A 16972-nucleotide genomic window follows, 5' to 3' on the forward strand; every position below is an offset into this window, starting at 1 on the left:
GACCGTTTACGCCTGTTGCGGCTGGGCGTTCGCCACGGCGCCCAAGGCGGCGTCGAATGCGTGTTGCAGCGCGGCCTGGTCGATGTCCTCGCCGATCAGGACGAAGCGGCTTTGCTGCCCTTCGCCAGCTTCGCCCGCCTGCCAGCGCCGGTCGAAGTAACTATCGAAACGTCGGCCCACGCCCTGGATCACCAGACGCATCGCCGCGCCCGGCAACGCCGCGAAACCTTTGACGCGGTAAATCGTGTTCGTTTCGACAAGCCCTTGCAACGCTGCGATCACAGCCTCGCGCGACGCAACATTCGCGTGCACCACGACCGAATCGAATTCGTCGTGATGGTGATCGGCATCCTCAGCCGAACCGTGGTGATCGTGGCGCAAGTGGATCGTTTCTTCAGAAGCCGCTTCGAGACCCAGCAACGTATGCAGATCGAGCTGGCCCATCTGCGCGCGCACGATCTTCACTTGAGGCGGAATTTCTTCGCGGATGACGGCTTCGACAGCCGCTTGATGCGATTCGTCGAGCAAATCCGTCTTGTTCAGAATCACCAGATCGGCTGCCGATAATTGATCTTCGAACAATTCGTGCAGCGGCGATTCGTGATCGAGATTCGGATCGGCCTTGCGCTGCGCATCCACGGCGACCGGATTGTCGGCGAACTGGCCGCTCGCCGCAGCCGGGCCGTCAACCACGGTGACGACTGCGTCGACGGTAAAGCTGTTTTTGATCTGCGGCCAGTTGAACGCCTGTACCAGCGGCTTCGGCAACGCGAGACCGGAGGTTTCGATCAGCACGTGATCGATCTGCTCGCGGCGCTCAACCAACTTTTCCATCACCGGGAAAAACTCTTCCTGCACGGTGCAGCACAGACAGCCGTTCGCGAGTTCATACAGTTGGCCTTCAGTTTCGACGCCGTTTTCATCGCAGCCGATGCCGCAGCCCTTGAGGATTTCCCCGTCGATGCCGAGTTCGCCGAACTCGTTGACGATCACCGCGATGCGCTTGCCGCCCGCATGCTGAAGAATGTGCCGCAGCAGGGTGGTCTTGCCGCTGCCGAGAAAGCCCGTGACGATGGTGACGGGGATCTTGCGCATTTGAGTTTGCATCGTGAGGTCCATCCGTAGGAGTTGCACATGCACACCGACGCGTCCGCGCGTTTGTCTCGTTTGTCTCTATAGGCCGGGGCAACGAGGCGCATGCGCCAAGCAACGACCAGGTCACGACAAAAACCACACACGGGGACGAATAACGGCGTTGCCAAAGCAACAGAAAAACAGAAAACGGGAATGAGGTCATGAACGCGCCACCGCATCCCCGCGGAGGTCGTTCTTCGTAGTCTGGCCGGTATCCGGGCTGGCGAAAGCGCCGCTTCCCCTTCCCGGACGAGTGGTTTCTCGCCCAGTGGTTATATGCCGACGCGGCCTTGCGCGTGGACATCGAAGCCGGCTCCGCGGCGCCAGGCAATCAACCCGACACCGCTTTTCGCTTACCGTTGCGGGGGCAGCACAGGTTGGCCCGGTCCGTTGCAGGTGGGCCCCCTGTTTCCCGTTTAACTGCATGCGCACGAGCGCGCACACGAGCACCAAAGTGCGTGCGAGTTTAGGCCGAGCGCCCTGTGCCGTCAAGGAAACGCGGGGCGCGGCAGGGCCTTTCCGCAGTGCCGGCGCGGCCTGCCCTGTGCTATCGTATGCGCGCATTTGGCGCCCACCTATGCGCTCGCATGTGCAGTTAAACGGGAAACAGGCTGCGCTCGCCGCGCTCGACCTGTGCTGTCCCTGCAACGGTAAGCGACCCGCGGTGCTTTCGCATCGCGCATGCGTTTTTGATGCCACTGTCTGACAAATAATCCGTAGCGCCGCATGACCTCAATATCCGCCGCCCCCAGCCTCCTCGCGCCTCACCCGCTCCCGCTTGTCACGACATGGCGCGCGCCGTGCACGCCGCGATGAGCCGCGCCTGGCTGATCGGCGCTGGCCCCGGCGATGTCGAACTGATGACGCTCAAGGCAACGCGCGCTCTCGCGCAAGCCGATGTGGTGCTGGTCGACGATCTGGTGAACCCCGACGTGCTGCAGTTCGCGCGCGCCGATGCGCAGGTCGTGTACGTCGGCAAACGTGGCGGGCATCCGTCGACGCCGCAGGACGGCATCGTCGCGCAGATGCTCGAGCACGCCAAGGCCGGGCGCAGCGTCGCGCGTTTGAAAGGCGGCGATCCGTTCGTGTTCGGCCGTGGTGGCGAAGAACAGCAGGCGCTGCGTGCAGCGGGCATTAGCGTGGAGGTGATCAACGGCATCACCGCCGGGATTGCGGCGCCCGCGGCAATCGGTATTCCCGTGACGCATCGCGATTACGCGCAAGGCGTGGTGTTCGTCACCGGACACGGCGCCGGCAGCGGCGAACCGGACTGGGCCGCGCTCGTTGCCACACGCATGACGCTAGTGATTTACATGGGCATGCGTCGGCTGAACGATATCGCCGGTGCGTTGCTCGCCGCCGGCATGAGCGCCGACACACCGTGTGCGGCGATCGAATCGGCCACGCGTCCCGAGCAACGGCATGCGCTTGCGCAACTCGGCGAGTTCGCGAATGCGGTCTCGCGCGCCGGACTCGGCTCGCCGGCGATCGTGGTGATCGGTGGCGTGGCGTCGCTGGCTTTGGCGCGGGATGCTGTGAAAACTGGTGCGGTCGGCGCGCTGGACACGCAATGAAAACACTCGCCGTCGGCATCGGTTGTCGCTTGCATAGCTCGGCCGAGCAGATAGAAACCGCTGTGCGTGCCGCGCTCGGCTCACACGCATTTGATGAAATCGGCGCGATTGCCTCGATCGAAACCAAAGCGCACGAAGCCGGCCTGCTCGAATTCTGCGCACGTCACGCGCTACCGCTTAAGCTGTTCAGCCGCGCGCAGATTGCGGCGATTTCCGTGGACGATCCGTCGGCAGCCGCACGCGAGCATCTCGGCATCGACGGTGTCTGCGAGCCTTGCGCGTTGCTCGCCGCGGCGGCCGAAAGATCTGATCCGACCAGCGCGCGTCTTGGGGCGCATGCACCGGTTGCATTAGTCGCCTCAGCTCAAGGATCGATTGCGCCCAACGCCGCCGACGCGCGGCTGCTCGTACGCAAAACGATCCACGACGGCATCACGGTAGCGATAGCCTCGACCACCGCCCAGCCCGTCCGCGCACAGACAAACCACGCCCCTCAAGAACAGGACCCTTCATGAAGACCGATCCCGAATCGCATCAACGCATGACCGAACGCCGGCGCGAAGGCCACGAGAAAAAACAGGCTAGCGCCACCGTCGAAAAAGGCCTGCTGATCGTCAACACCGGCACCGGTAAAGGCAAGACCACCGCCGCCTTCGGCATGGCCGTGCGCGTGCTTGGACACGGCATGCGCCTCGGCGTCGTGCAATTCATCAAAGGCGCGCTGCACACCTCGGAGCGCGACTTCCTCGGTGCAATCGCCAATTGCGACTTCGTCACGATGGGCGACGGCTACACCTGGAACACCCAGAATCGCGACGCCGACATCGCCACCGCGCGCAAAGGCTGGGCCGAAGCACGCCGGATGATCGAGAGCGGCGACTATCAGATGGTGATCCTCGACGAACTCAACACGGTGCTGAAGTACGAATACCTGCCGCTCGACGAAGTGCTGTCCGTGCTGAACGCGCGCGCGGAGATGCTGCACGTGGTGGTGACCGGCCGTCATGCGCCCGACGCGCTGATCGAAGCCGCCGACCTCGTCACCGAAATGCGCATCGTCAAGCACCCGTATCGCGAGCAAGGCGTGAAAGCGCAGCGCGGCGTGGAGTTCTGAGCAATGTCGGAGGGGACTTCCGTCGTAGCCTGCCCCGCCCTGTTCATTAGCGCGCCCGCGTCGGGTCAAGGCAAGACCACGATCACCGCGGGTCTCGCGCGCTACCACCGGCGGCTGGGCCGGCGCGTGCGCGTGTTCAAGACGGGCCCCGACTTTCTCGACCCGATGATCCTGACGCGTGCCAGCGGCGCGCCGGTCCTATCGCTCGATCTGTGGATGGTGGGCGAGTCGGCCTGCCGGAACCTGCTCGCGCAAGCGGCGGCTGAAGCGGATCTGATCCTGATCGAGGGCGTGATGGGTCTGTTCGACGGCACGCCGAGCAGCGCGGATCTGGCAACCACGTTCGGCGTGCCGGTGCTCGCGGTGATATCAGCGAAAGCGATGGCACAGACCTTCGGCGCGGTCGCCTTCGGCCTCGCGCAATTCAGGCCGCAGTTGCCGTTTTACGGTGTGCTCGCCAATCGCGTTGGCTCGCCAAGGCACGCGCAGATGCTCGAAGAGGCATTGCCGCCGGCGCTGCGCTGGTGTGGAGCCATCAGCGGCGACGACGAAATCGAGTTGCCCGATCGTCATCTTGGCTTGCACCAGGCCGCGGAGATCGCCGATCTGGACACGCGTCTGGATCGCGCCGCCGATGCGCTCGCGCACACCGCGCTGGCTGAATTACCGCCGCCAGTCGAATTCAGCGTGCGCGCACCGGAGGCACTGCCGCAGCTTCTGCAAGGCAAGCGCATTGCCATTGCGCGCGATGCCGCGTTCTCCTTCATCTATCCGGCCAACGTCACGCTATTAGAAGCGCTCGGCGCGCAGGTCGACTATTTCTCGCCGCTCGCCGACGAAGCCCTGCCGGAGCACGCCGACGCCTTATACCTGCCAGGCGGCTATCCCGAACTGCACGCGCCCTTGCTGGCGGGCAACACGCGCAGCGCCGCCACGATTCGCGCGCACGCGGCCGCCGGCAAACCGGTCGTCGCCGAATGCGGCGGTATGCTCTATCTGCTCGACCGGCTCACCGACACGCACGGCGTCAGCACGCCGATGCTCGGCCTGCTGCCCGGTCATGCCACAATGCAAACGCGCTTCACCGCGCTCGGCATGCAACAGATCGACAGTCTGCACGGTCCTATGACCGGCCACACGTTTCATTACTCGAAGCTGACAACGCCGCTCACGCCGCTGCGTTCAGCCACCCGGCCACACGGCGATGCCCCCGGCGAGGCCGTATTTCGCGCCGGGTCGATCGTGGCGACGTATATGCATGCTTATTGGCCCTCCAACCCGGCCTTCACGGCCGCCCTGTTCCATGGCGAAGCCTTTTAACGATTCCGAGCGCGAAGCCGTCTACCGCGCGATTTACGAACGGCGCGACATGCGCCACTTCGTGCGCGATCCGGTCGACCCTGCCGTGTTGCAACGCCTGCTCGACGCGGCGCATCACGCGCCAAGCGTCGGCTTCATGCAGCCCTGGCGCATTGCGCGCATCACCGACCCGGCTTTGCGCACGGCCTTGCACGCAACGGTCGAAAGCGAGCGCCTCGCCACCGCCGACGCACTCGGCAAGCGTCGCGAAGAGTTCATGAAGCTGAAAGTGGAAGGCATGCTGGAGTGCGACGAACTGCTGGTGATGGCGCTGATGGACGGCCGCGAGCGGCACATCTTCGGACGCCGCACCTTGCCCGAGATGGACCTGGCTTCCGTGGCGTGCGCGATCCAGAACATGTGGCTGGCCGCGCGCGCGGAAGGTCTCGGGATGGGCTGGGTGTCGCTGTTCGACGTCGACACTGTCCGCCGGTTGCTGCATATGCCCGAGGGCGCGCGGCCCGTGGCGATCCTGTGTCTCGGCCACGTCGATCAGTTCTATAGCGAACCGATGCTGGAAACCGAGCACTGGGCAAGCCGTATGCCGCTCACCGATTGCGTGTTCGAAAACCGCTGGCCGGAAGACTATAAAGCGCCGGAATGAGGTGGTGTTTTACGGCTGAACAGGCTGAACAGGCTTAAGCGAAACCACCTCCGGCACACCACCCGTCGGATCGGTGCGCAGTTTCACGCGCCAGTCGGGTGGCGCATCGAACGGAAATTTAGCCAGCGCGCTTTTCACGAGCAACGGCATGGCGTGCAAGGGATCGGCGTCGCGATCGCTACTGGCCGCGCTCACTTTGTAGACTTCCTGTCCGCTCGACCGCTCGAAAAACCGCAGCGACAACGCGTGCTGATAAGCACGTCCGCCGAACAGCGAAAACGGCGGTTCGGGTGAGCGCTCGCATGTACCCAGTGCGCAATCCTTCGCGCCCACGCTGACCGTGGCCGGCCGCGTGTCATACGCAATCGACAATAAATAGTGCGCGGACTGGCCCGCCGTATCGGTGAAGCCGTTCTTCGCCAGCTCGTCGCGCAGCAGGGTTTCGAATTGCGGATGATCCACGCTGGCGTCCTGCGACGGCATGCGCGCAATCGTGTAGGTGCGCTCGCCCTGCAGCACGGCCGAAGGGTTCGCCGTATGCACGTCGGCGTTCAAACCCGCGCATCCGGTCAGACTAGCCGCGACCAGCACGGCACAGATCAATATCGCTTTCACCAGCTTCTCGCTTCGATAAGGTGAGGGTTCATAGGTCATGAGCGCGCGCTTGCGGTGGAATCGGATTGCGAGTCGTCGAGTGCCGGCAGGGAAATCGTGAAAGCCGTGCCCTTGCCGGGCGCGCTGACCACATCGACATCGCCGCCATGGCGCGTCACGACGGTTTTGACGAACGCCATGCCCAATCCAGCACCGCCCACTTCCGGCCGCTCCGTCTCGTGAAAGCGCCGGAAGCGCTCGAACAGACCCGCCTGCTGCTCCTCGGGAATACCGTAACCTTCGTCGCGAATCGTACACGACACGCGTTTTACCGCGCCGGCTGCGGCCGCCTGCGCATGCCCACTCGAGGTGCCGAGGCTCTTCAGGCTGCACGTGATCCGCGTGTCCGGCGGACTGTACTTGACCGCATTGTTCAGAATGTTGACGAGCGCGCGCGTCATCAGCGAGCGGTCGGCACAGATCCAGTGACCCTCGTCCTCCCCGCCAGCCGCCTTGTCGTCCGTATCGGTTTGCAGCGTGATGCGTTTGGCGTGGGCCTGCGGCCAGACCTCGTCGCTCGCGTCGATCATCAACTCGGTCATGCTCACCGGTTCGAGCACATAGGTTTGCGATTCGGCGCGCGCGAGTTGCACGAAATCGTCGGCCAAGGTCAGCGCGCGCTGGGCATAGCGTTCGATGCGCTCCAGCAGGCCACGCGCCAGCACCGGCTCGCTGCGCGCCCGCTCGATCTCCACCAGCGCCAGAATCGATGCCTGCGGCGAACGCATATCGTGCGACAGCAGCCGCAACGCGTCTTCCCGTTGACGCTCGGCCGCATGCAAGGCCGAGACGTCGACGAGACCCGCGATCCAGCCCGTCGTCTCACCTTGCTCATTCGTGCAATTCGCGTAGCGCAGCAGATGGTCGCGCTCATGGGCGTCGCGCACCTCGACGCCTTGCGCCATCAGCGCGGCGAACTCGCTGCGCGCGGGATCGAGCAGCGCCGGCCACTGGGCATGCGCGAGCAGATTATTTTCGGCGTCCGACGCCGCGCCGCTGTCGATAGTCTTCACAAGCGTGAGCCCGTCCAGCACCTCCCGCATCGGCCGGCCTTCCGGCAGCGGGGCCCCGAGGTGCGCGAAATGCGCCTTGGCGGCATGGTTTGCGATCAGCACGATACCCTGCACGTCACTCACCAGGATCGGCTCGGGCATGCTGTCGAGGCTGTCCCACACGAAGCGTTTCATGTCCTGCACGCGCTGCGCGGCCTGCGCCATCAGCCCCATATGCTGCTCCAGCACGTCGCCGCCGAACTCGCGACGGCGCTGGGGCGTTTCCGGCAGAAGGTGCGGCTCGTCAGCTAAGCGTTGCAGCTCCTCGCGCAGATAAGCCATCGTCATTTCGAGGCGCCGCCAGTTCCAGATCGGGTACACCACGATCAGACCGAAGATCGCCGGCACCGGCGACATCCATAGCCGCGCGCCGTACAGCAGGACCGCACTGGCGGCCGTGGCGAGTGCGCCCAATGCGACGGTCAGCAGCATCGAGCGGCGCGGCGACAGCACCAGAAAGCCGGCGAGCAGCGCGGCGAGCGGTAGCAGCGACACCGCGAACAGCACCCATGGCTCGGCAGGCTCGAGCTCGCGACCGGTCAGCAGCGTATCGAGCACGTTCGCGTGGATATAGACGCCGGGCAGCGGTCCCAGCTCGCCGGACACCGGTGTCGCAAAGCGGTCGTACAAGCCGGAGGCGGTCACGCCGATCAGCACGATGCGTCCGCGCAATTGGTCCGCTGGGACGTTGCCCGCGAGCACGCTGGCGAAACTCAGTTTCGTGTAGTTCTGCGCATTCAGACCGAAGGGGATCAGGAAGCGGCTTTCGCCTTCGTCATTGGTTTTGGCATGGGACTGGGCCGCCGCCGCGCCGGACAACGGCCTGCGCGGCCGGTCTTTCAATTGCAGCGCACCGCGCTCGACCGCATGAGCGACCGGCACCATCAATTGCGGCCAGCGCGAGGCCGCGTCACCTTCGAAGCGGGCGACGCTGCGCACAATGCCGTCGCTGTCCACCTCGAGGTTGATATGCCCCAGCCCGGCCGCCGCTTGCGCGAGCGGCGCCACCGGTTCGATCGCGACGCGCCGGCCGTCACTGTCCGGCGGAGTCAGCAGCATCGGCAAATAGGTGGGACTCAAGGCGATTGCGCGGGCGAGCTGGGCGTCTTCCGGATTGGCTTCGGTAAAGAGCACGTCGTAGATCACGGCGGCGGGCTTCGCCTTCGCGATCTGTTCGAGCAACCTCGCATGGACGCTGCGCGGCCACGGCCAGCGGCCAAGCTGCGCAATGCTGGCGTTGTCGATTTCGAGCACCACGATGTCGCGCAGCAACGGTTTGCGCACGCAGGCTCAGAAAGCGGTCGTAGACCAGGTTGTCGACGCTGGCGGTCAAGCGGCCGAGCGAGCTGAGCAGAATGACTGCAATGCCCAGGCAGCCAATCCCCACCCATTCGAGCAGAAAGCGGCGTCCGGCGCGCCGTCCAAGACGGGCGCGCGGGTCGAGGCTCAGGCGCGTGGGTGGGTTCGGCAAGGCGTGACGTGGTTGAGAGCTATGGAGACGACGGGTTATTGGCGTATTGGCCCGGTCCCGTGAATCTACCAGCGTCAGCGCGCAAGCGTAAACGAGCGGACCGTGCTGCTCTTTTCATAGAAGCGGCCGTTCTCGAATTGCTCGGCGACGACCGTCCAGTAGTAGACGCCGCCCGGCAGGTCGCTGACGACGAACTGGCCACCCGTCAGATCGGTCCGGTCGACGAGCGGATGGCGCAGATCGGCGGTCGTGGCGAGCACGAAGCGAAAGCGCGTCTCGACCGTGGAGCGGCTGACGAACCAGCGGAACTCATAGTCGCGGCTGCCGGCACGCGGGCCCGCCGATGCCGCCAGACCCAGTTGACGCCGCTCGAAGCCATACACCTGCGGCAATCCTTCGAGGCCGTTCGCGTCGATCGCGGCGATGCGGACGAAATACGTGCCGTCGGTCAGCTCGCCGAAGTCCGCGTGCGGCGCACTCACGCGCAGATCGCGGATCAGGTCGAGCTGATCGGCATCGCGTGCAATCTGGACGCGGTAGGCCACGGCGCGCTCGGCGGGCACGAGGTCGAAGGCGACCGTTTTGCCGTCCTGCACTATGGCCGGCTCGGTGAGCGACGGCGCAGCCAGCAACTCCACGGGCGCGCCGATCGCGCTGCCTGCCCGTGTGATACTGCCAAAGCGTGCCTTGACGAGTTGCGCGGACGCCTGCAGCGGCACGCCGGGTGGCGGCGCAAACGCCTGGCCACCGGCCGCGGCCGGATCGACGCCGACCGCGCCGTCCAGCACTTCCACCGCCGTGGTTCGCGCGTCGCCATCGTAGGCGACCTTGAAGCGCGTACCGCGCACGCCCGCTACCACCGATGGCGAGCGGATCTGGAAGCGGTCGTCTTTTTTCGTGGCATGCGTGACCTGGTTATCGACTTCGCCATGCCGCAATTCGAGCACGCGATCACCCGCGCCAGTCAGCACGGTGCGCCGCAGCTTCTCGATGTCGAGCTGGCCGTCTTGCGACATCGTGACGTGCGAGCCGTCCGGCAATTCCAGCGTGACAAAACCGTTGTGGCCCGTGCGGATGCGATCGCCCTCGCCGAGCGTCGCGCCCGCCGCGAGCGGCGTGTAAGGGTTCTCGCCGAAAGCGCGCTCGGCCGGACCGCTCGTCGCAATCACGCGCGCCGATTCGGAATCCTGTTTGAGCCTGTCGGCCGGCAGACGCAGCGCGATTCCGGCCGGCATGCGGCGTGGCGCAGGCACGTGATTCAGGCGGCTCAACAAAGCCCAATCGCCGGCGTCGCGCAGATAGCGGCCGGCGATTTCGTACAACGTGTCGCCGTCGTGCGTCACGTAGGACACATAGGCTGGCGTAGTCGTTCTGGTGCGTGGCTTCGGCGCGCGGGACGATTGCGCATCCGCCGGTATTGGTGCGAAGCACGTCATCGCGATCAGGCCAGCCGCCGCCAGCATCGCGCCGGCGCGGCGCCCCGGTAAGCCTGCGCAACCGGGCACGACTCCATCGAAAGAAACCGTCACGCGTCCCCCGCTTCGGGGCGTTCTTCGTCGACCATCGGCGACGTGCCGGATTCGATACGCTCGAGCCGGTACCCATAGCCGTAGATCGGCGTCAGGCGATAGCCGTGCTCCGGGCGTAAGCCGAGCTTGCTGCGCAGCATCGACACGTGCGTGTCCATCGTGCGCGAGGGAATGTCCGTCGCCTGCTTCCAGATCACGTCGAGAATGTGCGCGCGCGACAACGGCCGGCTCAGGTGCTGGAACAGCAGTAGCGCGAGTTCGAATTCCTTTGCCGTCACGGCGACGGTCACGCCGCGCACCACGACGTGCTTCGCGCTCAGATCGAACTCGAATTCGCCGAAAACTTCTTTCGCCGCGGGCGGCTTCAGGTGATACGCCCGGCGCAGCAACGAGCCGACACGCGCCAGCAGGACCGCCCCGGAGACCGGCTTGACGACGTAATCGTCCGCGCCGGTGTTAAGGATCGAGGTGATATCGACTTCGCGGCCGCGGCTCGTCATGAACAGGACCGGCAAACGTTCGGAGAGGCTTTCGCGCACCCAGCGCAGCACTTCTTCGCCCGACATGTCGGGTACGTTCCAGTCGAGCACGAGCAGGTCGAAGGTCTGGCGCCGCAGCTGCCGTACCAGTTCGCGGCCCGCGCCGAAAGCATGGCAGACGTGGCCAGCCGCCGACAGCGTTTGGCAAACAAGGTCGGCTTGCGCCGAATCGTCATCCAGGACTGCAATTCTCATAAAACCCCGCAATGCGACATCGTCCTTCGTAACTGATGGCCGGCGAGCCGGCAGATGACCAGGATGACGGCGCTAGCACCGTCGATCCAGCTTCCTGTTTTCATCTGCGGCTGCACGTTTTTTCGATTAACGGTCCCTTGCCTCGCGCCCCGTTCAATTCTGCCGCCATACCGTCTCGAAATTAGCGCGTATTTTTGGCTTTAGCGCGCTCAATACGAGGGGGGGGCAGATCATCATAATCGAAATTGGCCGCTCTTTTGCCGGACGCGATTACGCGGCTATCCGGCTGACTCCGTTCGGTTCGGTCATGGCGAACCGTTCTTTGGGATTTCCCCAAAAGTCTCTCAGGCTCTGCCTGTTATTGAAATCGACCTCGGTGGGTCGTTACTCGGGTCAGTTGGTCTCGCCCGCACGGTAATTGGCCCCGTCTGCCTTTGTCATGGGCGGCCGTGGCCCGCATTCGGGTAACGGCGATTGACAATTTGCGAGTGAGTATAGGAACAGTCTCAAAATAAATCGTTTAAAGATTGTCAGATCGTTTGATTGAAATCTGAGCTTTGGGTCATTGGGTGGGGAATCCGGCGCGTTTGGGCGTTAGCGCCGGCCCAACAATCTCACCGCCCGCCTTCGATCTCCGGCATCGGCGCGAATAGCGCGTCGAGATCGTCGTCCGAGAACTTGGTGGCGCCGGCGGCGTCTTCGGAGAGAATGCTGTCGGCGAGTCCCGCCTTCTGCTCCTGCATCTCCACGATCTTTTCTTCGATGCTGCCCGCGGCAACCAGCTTGTAGACGAACACGGGCTTGTCCTGCCCGAGCCGATGCGCGCGGTCGGTCGCCTGATTCTCGGCGGCGGGATTCCACCACGGGTCGTAGTGAATCACCGTGTCGGCGGCGGTCAGGTTCAGGCCTACACCGCCGGCCTTCAGGCTGATCAGGAACAGCGACACCTCGCCCTGCTGGAAACGCTCGACCGGCGTGATGCGGTCCGTCGTGTCGCCGGTCAGGATCACATACGGGATCGCGGCTTCCTCGAGTGCTTCCGCAATCAGCGACAACATGCCGGTGAACTGCGAGAACAGCAGCACGCGCCGCCCTTCCTCGATCAATTCGGGCAGCATCGACAGCAGCAAATCGAGCTTGGCCGAACGCGCAACGCGTGCTCCTCTTTCGAGCTTGTCGACTCTTTCGACTTTTTCGGTTTTTCCCGCTTTGCCACGCTTCTCGCCAGGTTCGAGCGGCTTTTCGTCAACGTGGATTTTCCGCACGAGACGCGGATCGCAGCAGACCTGGCGCAGCTTCAGCAGGGCATCGAGCACGATAATGTGGCTGCGCGCGAGACCCTGCGCGCTGACCGCCGCGCGCACCCGCTCCTGCATCGCTGTACGCACCGTTTCGTAAAGGTCGCGCTGCGCGCCTTCCAGATCCACCGAACAAAGGATCGTAGTCTTGGCCGGCAACTCCTTCGCAACCTCGTCCTTCCGGCGACGCAGCATGAACGGCCGGATGCGGCGCGCCAGCAACGCACGGCGCACGCCGTCACCGTTTTTCTCGATGGGATTGCGCCAGCGCTTGGTGAAATCTTTCTGGCTGCCGAGAAAGCCCGGCAATAGAAAGTCGAACTGCGACCACAGTTCGCCGAGGTGATTTTCCAGCGGCGTCCCCGTCAAACACAACCGATGCCGCGCGCGCAATCCGCGGATCGCCTGCGCGGCTTTGGTCGTAGCATTCTTGACGTACTGCGCCTCGTCGAGAATCAGCAGATGGTAGTCATGCTCGGCGAGTACCTTCTGATCGCGCCACAGCAGCGCGTACGTGGTGAGAATCAATTCGTGCTCACCGATCTGCCCGAAACGCTCCTTGCGCTGCGGTCCGTTCAATACCAGCACTTTCAGTTCGGGCGCAAAGCGGCGCGCTTCCTCGCGCCAGTTGTGCACGAGCGTGGTCGGAACGACGATCAGCGCGGGGCGGTCGAGCCGCCCGGCTTCTTTCTCTGCGAGGATGTGCGCGAGCGTCTGCACAGTTTTGCCGAGACCCATGTCGTCGGCAAGCACGCCGGCCAGATCGTGTTCGCGCAGAAACTGCATCCAGTTCAGGCCCTGATGCTGATACGCCCGCAACTCCGCCTTCAGGCCGGGCGGTACCGGCACCTCGTGCAAGCCAGGGCCGGCCTGCAGACGACGCGCCAGTTGGCGAATCGAATCGTCGCCCTGGAATTGCCAGCGGCCCGTGCCGTTCAATGCTTCGAGCCGGCCCGCATCCACAGAAGGCACGCGCAGCGGCGCGCCCTCCGCTAGCGTGCCGCCCAGCGCGTCGAACAGGTCGACCAGCACGCGCACCACCGGCTTCAGGCGGTCGGCGCGCAAACGCAGACGCTTGTTTTCTTCCGTCTTCAGTTCGATCGGCTCGTCGTCGGCGATGGCTTCGAGCGCGCCGCCGAGCCAGCGCCGGTCGCGCCGGAACAGATCGGCGAGCAGCGGCTCGAGCCGCACATTGCGCTCGCCGATGCGGATGCCCATCTCCAGATCGAACCAGCCGTCGCCCGCCTGATGCGCGGTGCCGTCGATCGCGTCGATCTCGATGATGTTGTAGCGGAACTCCGGCGCCATCGTCACGCGCCAGCCTTTGCTCACGAGGTCCGGCACGGCGTCGTTGACGAAGGCGGACCAGGATTCGGGATCGGGCAGACCGAGCATCGTATCGGGCAAAAGCCGCGATGCGTACACGCGGCTGGTCGGGACTTTCTGCAGCCCGGTCTTGCGCAGTTCGAGCAGGCGCTTCTTTTCGGCTTCGTAGCGTCGGCGGATATGGATGACGTCGCCGCCCGGCACGGGCACGAGCGTGACGCTGCTGTCCACGTTGATGCTGACGCCGTCGTAATCGAAGCTGACGCCGGCCAGTTCAACCGCTTCGGACTTGCGCTGCCCCGCCTTGGCCGCAGACGGCAGCGCGTGGCTATTGAGCGTGAGCACCGGCACGGGATCGACGTCGATCACGCGAATCGAGGAGGCGTCGTGCGTCGGCGGAAGCGGCAAGTCGGGAGCGATCTCGCGCAGCACCGAGGCGACGAGCGGCGCTTCGGCAAGCGAGATCGGCGGCATGGCGAGGTAATCGGGCAACTGCTGGAACGGCAACGACGATTCGACGATGCCCGCTTCATTCGCCACGCCGTCCACGTACCAGACCGGCTCAGTGGGCAGCACCATGGTGGCGCGCGGCTCGGTGCACAGGACGGGCCGCAGGCGTTCGTCCGCCAGCGGCTCCCATTCGATCCGGCCGGGCCGATCGGCGCCGCGCGACAGCGGCATCGGCCCCTCCTGCCCCGGCGCCGTTTTGAGTTCGAAGAACAGGCGCCCCGTGGCGATCAGCTTTTGCAGCATCTCCGCGCCGCTCGTGCCGCGCAGAATGAACTGGCCGAAGTCCTCGCGAGATCGGCCAAGCCACAGACCGCGCAGGATCGACAGGTCTTCGTCGGAGACGAACCTGGGTTGCTTGAGTAAGGCGGCTTCCACGTTGCCCCAGGGCTCGTCGACTTCGACAATCGTGCCGTCCGGATGGCAGTGCGCCCGGTACAACACCACCTCATGGCGCATCTGGAAGTTCGACCAGTTCAGGAGGTAAGCCAGCGTTTGGGTGCGCGCGGCGCCCGCCTTCTGGGCGACCGCATCCGCGGCCTCGGCGCGCGCGCGAAAACGCTCCAGCCAGCTGACCAGTTCGGGACGCACGCCGGATGCCGGCTGTGCTGTCATTCCAGACGGCGTCTCCGGGTAGCCGGTGGACGGAAGCTCGTCCGAGTCGATGTCGACGTGGGTGATGTGGTCCATCTCGTCGTGATACTCGAGCTCTGCGAGCAGCAGCGCGGCGACATGCTTGCAGTTGCGGCCGACCGGGCAACTGCAGTCGCTCTGCGCCCAAGGTGTGCGGCCGTCGGTGCGAAACCGCACCCGCGTGTGATACGGCAGCACGCGGGTGCCCTGCACATAGCCGCTGAGCGTCGCGCCGTCCCATTTCACGTTCGTGACGGCGCCGACCGAACGCGCCTTGGCGACAGTCTGGTCACCGAGCCATTCCGCAATCCGTTCCCGATCAAAGAAAACTGACGACATCAGGGTCCATTCCTCTTCAAGCCGGCAACAATGACCGGGCGCGGACGCATATTGGCGCAGCAGGCGATGGGTCGCGCCTGCCGGCGCGGTTTCGGCCCGGCACAGGTTGCCTGTGGTAGCCGGCCATTTTACGCGTTGGAGGCAAAGGGCTGTGGAGACAGATTTGAAGGTGGGGCTAGGAGCGTGCGCGGCAGAAGTCTGATGTCATCCGGTCGGGCAGGGTAAACGTTGTTAGCAGATGACAACAAGCTATCTCCCCTACGAGCCGCAGCAGCAGATGTTGCTGCCCCACGCGCTGCAAGACTGGCTGCCCGAAGGGCACCTTGCCTACTACATCAGCGACACGGTGGACTCACTCGACCTCTCCGCTTTCCATGCGCGGTATGCCGGCGGTGGTCAGCGCAACCAGCCCTTTCATCCGGCGATGATGGTGAAGGTGCTCGTGTACGGCTATGCGACCGGCGTGTTCTCGTCGCGCAAGCTGGCCAGGAAGCTGCATGAGGATGTCGCGTTCCGGGTCCTGGCGGCGGGCAACTATCCGGCGCACCGGACGCTGTGCGACTTCCGCGCCTTTCACCTCAAAGAACTGTCGGACCTGTTTGTGCAGGTGGTGAAACTGGCCAGGGAGTGCGGACTGATCAGGCTCGGGACGATTGCCGTTGACGGCACGAAGATCAAGGCCAATGCCTCGCGCCACAAGGCGATGAGCTACGACCGGATGAAGAAAGCCGAGCTTGAACTGAAAGAACAGATCGATGCGCTGCTGGCAAAAGCGAAAGTGGCCGATGACGCTGAGAAGAACGAGCCTGAACTCGATATTCCGGCCGAGATCACGCGGCGCGAGGACCGGCTTGCGGTCATCCGTGCTGCGCGTGCGCGTCTGGAAGAGCGCCAGCGCCAGGCCGATATCGCGCGTGGTCGTAGCGACGACGACACGCCGCCGGACGGCGGCGACAAGCCGAAAAAGAAGTCGCGCTTCAAGTACAGGTTCGGCGAGCCCAAGCCCGACGCCCAGGAGAATTTTACTGACCCGGAAAGCCGGATCATGAAGCACGCCGGCGGCGGCTTCGACTATTCCTACAATGCCCAGGCTGCCGTCGACGACACGGCCCACATCATCGTCGCGGCCGAACTGGGTAACAGTGCCGCCGACAGCGGCCAGTTGCCAGGCGTTCTTGCTGCCGTGCTGCGTGACGCTGGCGCCAATCCCAGGCAAGTCCTTGCCGACGCGGGCTACCGGTCGGAAGCGACGTTCGAGCAATTGCGCGAGCATCCCGCCGAGCTGATTGTGGCGCCCGGACGCGAGGGCAAGAAAGATGTGAGGGTCGATGCCCTGAAGCGCCCGCTGTGCGCCGCGATGGCAGAAAAGTTTACTTCTGCGCAAACTCAGGCGGCCTATCGAAAGCGCAAATGGCTGTCCGAACCGCCGAATGCCTGGGTAAAAAGCGTTCTCGGATTTCGACAATTCAGCATGCGCGGACTGGCCAAGGCTCAGGCCGAGTGGAAGCTCGTCTGCGTGGCGCTGAACCTGCGCAGAATGTCGAAAATGAAACTTGCGTAAGCCCGGAAGGGGGCAAGTTTGCCTGATTTCGCCCCCGGGCAAACCATTTTTGCGCGCACTGGCGGGCAAAACTGCAATCGCAG

12 protein-coding genes and 1 riboswitch are annotated in these 16972 nt (G+C 64.4%); of the genes, 6 read left to right on the top strand and 6 right to left on the bottom strand.

Annotated features, from left to right (window positions below; translation table 11 throughout):
• Positions 1–6: 6 nt before the first annotated feature.
• Complete coding sequence (gene cobW, locus B0G76_RS26825; RefSeq protein ID WP_310793949.1) at positions 7–1107, bottom strand: cobalamin biosynthesis protein CobW; 1101 nt, start codon at positions 1105–1107, stop codon at positions 7–9.
• 215 nt (positions 1108–1322) lie between these two features.
• Positions 1323–1603: riboswitch (cobalamin riboswitch) on the bottom strand.
• A 343-nt stretch (positions 1604–1946) separates the two neighbouring features.
• Here cobW and cobA point away from each other — a divergent pair.
• From cobA to bluB, 5 genes are read left to right on the top strand one after another with little or no spacing between them, the layout of a single operon-like run.
• Positions 1947–2708 carry a uroporphyrinogen-III C-methyltransferase gene (gene cobA, locus B0G76_RS26830; protein WP_183082233.1) on the top strand — a complete coding sequence of 254 codons (762 nt, stop codon included), beginning with the start codon at positions 1947–1949 and terminating at the stop codon, positions 2706–2708.
• Positions 2705–3223 (top strand): cobalamin biosynthesis protein, encoded by a 519-nt coding sequence (locus B0G76_RS26835; protein WP_120295169.1) that lies wholly within the window; start codon positions 2705–2707, stop codon positions 3221–3223. Before cobA ends, B0G76_RS26835 begins: the two co-directional genes overlap by 4 nt.
• Positions 3220–3822 carry a cob(I)yrinic acid a,c-diamide adenosyltransferase gene (gene cobO / locus B0G76_RS26840; protein ID WP_120295170.1) on the top strand — a complete coding sequence of 201 codons (603 nt, stop codon included), beginning with the start codon at positions 3220–3222 and terminating at the stop codon, positions 3820–3822. Before B0G76_RS26835 ends, cobO begins: the two co-directional genes overlap by 4 nt.
• 3 nt (positions 3823–3825) lie before the next feature.
• Positions 3826–5142 carry a cobyrinate a,c-diamide synthase gene (locus tag B0G76_RS26845; RefSeq protein WP_120295171.1) on the top strand — a complete coding sequence of 439 codons (1317 nt, stop codon included), beginning with the start codon at positions 3826–3828 and terminating at the stop codon, positions 5140–5142.
• Positions 5126–5785, top strand: coding sequence for a 5,6-dimethylbenzimidazole synthase (gene bluB, locus B0G76_RS26850; RefSeq protein WP_120295172.1), 660 nt, complete (start codon positions 5126–5128; stop codon positions 5783–5785). The genes B0G76_RS26845 and bluB overlap by 17 nt, the downstream gene beginning before the upstream one ends.
• A 9-nt stretch (positions 5786–5794) precedes the next feature.
• Here the strand turns inward: bluB and B0G76_RS26855 are convergent, their stop codons facing one another.
• From B0G76_RS26855 to B0G76_RS26875, 5 genes are all read right to left on the bottom strand, one after another.
• On the bottom strand, positions 5795–6439 hold the full coding sequence (locus tag B0G76_RS26855; protein WP_120295173.1) for a DUF4136 domain-containing protein: 645 nt from the start codon (positions 6437–6439) through the stop codon (positions 5795–5797).
• Positions 6436–8775: a CHASE2 domain-containing protein gene (locus tag B0G76_RS26860; protein ID WP_409076732.1), complete on the bottom strand. Its 2340-nt coding sequence runs from the start codon at positions 8773–8775 to the stop codon at positions 6436–6438. The genes B0G76_RS26855 and B0G76_RS26860 overlap by 4 nt, the downstream gene beginning before the upstream one ends.
• 261 nt (positions 8776–9036) lie before the next feature.
• Positions 9037–10425 carry a FecR domain-containing protein gene (locus B0G76_RS26865; RefSeq protein ID WP_120295174.1) on the bottom strand — a complete coding sequence of 463 codons (1389 nt, stop codon included), beginning with the start codon at positions 10423–10425 and terminating at the stop codon, positions 9037–9039.
• A 62-nt stretch (positions 10426–10487) separates the two neighbouring features.
• The gene (locus B0G76_RS26870; RefSeq protein WP_120295175.1) at positions 10488–11225 is read right to left on the bottom strand and encodes a response regulator transcription factor; all 738 of its coding nucleotides are present in this window, start codon (positions 11223–11225) and stop codon (positions 10488–10490) included.
• Positions 11226–11839: 614 nt separating this feature from the next.
• Complete coding sequence (locus B0G76_RS26875; protein ID WP_120295176.1) at positions 11840–15328, bottom strand: DEAD/DEAH box helicase; 3489 nt, start codon at positions 15326–15328, stop codon at positions 11840–11842.
• Positions 15329–15566: 238 nt separating this feature from the next.
• Between B0G76_RS26875 and B0G76_RS26880 the strand changes: the two genes are divergently transcribed.
• The gene (locus tag B0G76_RS26880; RefSeq protein WP_120289662.1) at positions 15567–16889 is read left to right on the top strand and encodes an IS1182 family transposase; all 1323 of its coding nucleotides are present in this window, start codon (positions 15567–15569) and stop codon (positions 16887–16889) included.
• Positions 16890–16972 lie beyond the last annotated feature (83 nt).

Origin of the sequence: Paraburkholderia sp. BL23I1N1 (assembly GCF_003610295.1) — a bacterium.
Taxonomy (GTDB): Bacteria; Pseudomonadota; Gammaproteobacteria; order Burkholderiales; family Burkholderiaceae; genus Paraburkholderia.

Coding starts and splice junctions, on each gene's coding strand:
- cobW (WP_310793949.1), bottom strand. CDS start 1,107: ATGCAAACTCAAATGCGCAAGATCCCCGTCACCATCGTCACGGGCTTT.
- cobA (WP_183082233.1), top strand. CDS start 1,947: ATGAGCCGCGCCTGGCTGATCGGCGCTGGCCCCGGCGATGTCGAACTG.
- B0G76_RS26835 (WP_120295169.1), top strand. CDS start 2,705: ATGAAAACACTCGCCGTCGGCATCGGTTGTCGCTTGCATAGCTCGGCC.
- cobO (WP_120295170.1), top strand. CDS start 3,220: ATGAAGACCGATCCCGAATCGCATCAACGCATGACCGAACGCCGGCGC.
- B0G76_RS26845 (WP_120295171.1), top strand. CDS start 3,826: ATGTCGGAGGGGACTTCCGTCGTAGCCTGCCCCGCCCTGTTCATTAGC.
- bluB (WP_120295172.1), top strand. CDS start 5,126: ATGGCGAAGCCTTTTAACGATTCCGAGCGCGAAGCCGTCTACCGCGCG.
- B0G76_RS26855 (WP_120295173.1), bottom strand. CDS start 6,439: ATGACCTATGAACCCTCACCTTATCGAAGCGAGAAGCTGGTGAAAGCG.
- B0G76_RS26865 (WP_120295174.1), bottom strand. CDS start 10,425: ATGCTGGCGGCGGCTGGCCTGATCGCGATGACGTGCTTCGCACCAATA.
- B0G76_RS26870 (WP_120295175.1), bottom strand. CDS start 11,225: ATGAGAATTGCAGTCCTGGATGACGATTCGGCGCAAGCCGACCTTGTT.
- B0G76_RS26875 (WP_120295176.1), bottom strand. CDS start 15,328: ATGTCGTCAGTTTTCTTTGATCGGGAACGGATTGCGGAATGGCTCGGT.
- B0G76_RS26880 (WP_120289662.1), top strand. CDS start 15,567: ATGACAACAAGCTATCTCCCCTACGAGCCGCAGCAGCAGATGTTGCTG.